2 protein-coding genes are annotated in these 1,902 nt (G+C 45.1%); one reads left to right on the top strand and one right to left on the bottom strand.

The features are described from left to right. Positions 1-75: 75 nt before the first annotated feature. Positions 76-549 (bottom strand): bacterioferritin, encoded by a 474-nt coding sequence (gene bfr, locus KDK17_RS16390; protein WP_257279882.1) that lies wholly within the window; start codon positions 547-549, stop codon positions 76-78. Between the two features lie 426 nt (positions 550-975). Between bfr and KDK17_RS16385 the strand changes: the two genes are divergently transcribed. Continuing rightward, entirely contained in the window at positions 976-1,578 is a 603-nt protein-coding gene (locus tag KDK17_RS16385) for a peroxiredoxin (protein WP_257275517.1), read from the top strand. Positions 1,579-1,902 lie beyond the last annotated feature (324 nt).

Here is a 1,902-nt window from a genome sequence, read left to right as displayed (position 1 = left end):
TTCTCCTCAGAAGCAGAAATTTTTATCCTCAATTTCTTGCAATCCTCGCTACGGATGCTTAAGTCCGACAGGCTGCTAGTCTTCCTCGCTCTGAGAGAGAATATAATTTTCCATCCCCATGGTTTTGATGCGGTTCAGATGGACTTCCAGACTATCCATGTGTTCTTCTTCCGCTGCCAGAATCTTTTCAAGTAACTGACGTGAACCATAATCACCTACTTTTTCACAGAGATCGATAGCGTCTTTTAATGGGGGAATCGCTTTCAGTTCTTGCTGCAGATCAGCTTCCAGAATCCCCTTAACATCCGCGGCAATGATTGGCTTTTGCATGTATTTAAAGTCGGGCATGCCTTCCAGGAAAAGAATTCGCTCAATCAGCCAGTCGGCATGCCACATTTCATCAATGGACTCCTTATATACGTACTGGCCTAGTTTGTTAACTCCCCAGTTCTTGAGCATTCGTGCGTGCAAAAAATACTGATTAATGGCAGTCAGTTCATTCATCAATACTTGATTAAGATGATCCAGAACATCTTTGTTGCCTTGCATGATAGAGGCTCCATACAGTCACAAATTTAAGAAGGCATTACAGAAGCTCTTTTCAGGAGCTATGTAATGCCTGTCTCTGAAAAGTACAGGCTACAGAAGTATGGAACCTTAATGACTTATGTCAAAGGTAACGTATTGAAATATAATGAGAATATGTCTTATTTGCGTTATCGGTTGTAGTCGTTGTTAAATCTCTTGGGGTTATATTTCCCATCGCTTGCGGTGAAAAGATCACTGAATCCAATGGATTGGTTAAATGTGATAGATTTTATCTATCTTTTGAAAGAGAAAATTAATAGATATTTGTGCAGGGGTTTATAGGCTAAGGCCGTTATGAGGTGTATTATGTTCTCGCTTCAATGATTGCGATGACTGCAATGTTTGCATGATCGCAGTGATACATACTAAACCTTGGAGATTAAATTCATGGGCGTACTGGTTGGCAAGAAAGCTCCTGACTTTACTGTTCCTGCCGTCCTGGGCAATGGCGAGATTGTTGAAGAGTTTACCCTGTCCGAGGCGATTCGTGGCAAGTACGGTATTCTGTTCTTTTACCCACTGGACTTCACTTTCGTTTGTCCTTCCGAGCTGATCGCTCTGGATCACCGAATCGATGCGTTCAAAGAGCGCAACGTTGAAGTTATCGGTGTTTCCATCGACTCTCACTTTACTCACAACGCATGGCGCAATACACCTGTCAGTGAGGGCGGCATCGGTCCTGTTAAGTACACTCTGGCAGCTGACATGGCTCACGACATCTGTAAAGCCTACGACGTTGAGTCCGAAGGCGGTGTCGCTTTCCGTGGTGCTTTCCTGATTGATAAGGACGGTGTTGTACGCTCCCAGATCATTAACGATCTGCCTCTGGGTCGTAACATGGATGAGCTGGTTCGTCTGGTTGACGCCCTGCAATTCCACGAAGAGCATGGCGAAGTTTGCCCGGCTGGCTGGAGCAAAGGTGACAAGGGTATGGATGCATCCCCTGCTGGTGTTGCCAAGTACCTGTCTGAGAGTGCTGAAGGCCTGTAATCACAGACTTCGTCATTTGATGGTTGAAAAGGCCGCCTTCGGGTGGCTTTTTCTGTTTAAGGAGTTCTATGTTAAAGAGCAGGCTCGGAAGTGACGGGCGTTTAACTCCTGTTTGATAGATCAGCCTGTTATTTCTAGCGTCTTTTTTCAGAAACTTTTTGAACAAAGCTGGGGTGAAGTACTTGACTCAGCGAGAAATCTCATTAATATTCGCAGCCGTTAGGTGATGACGCAAAGCATCGTCGACAACGATTCCCCGATAGCTCAGTTGGTAGAGCAAATGACTGTTAATCATTGGGTCGCTGGTTCGAGTCCAGCTCGGGG

The organism is Endozoicomonas sp. SESOKO2, assembly GCF_024606245.1.
GTDB lineage: Bacteria > Pseudomonadota > Gammaproteobacteria > Pseudomonadales > Endozoicomonadaceae > Endozoicomonas_A.
Note: the sequence above shows the minus strand (reverse complement) of the source record. Positions and strands in the feature narration are given on the sequence as shown.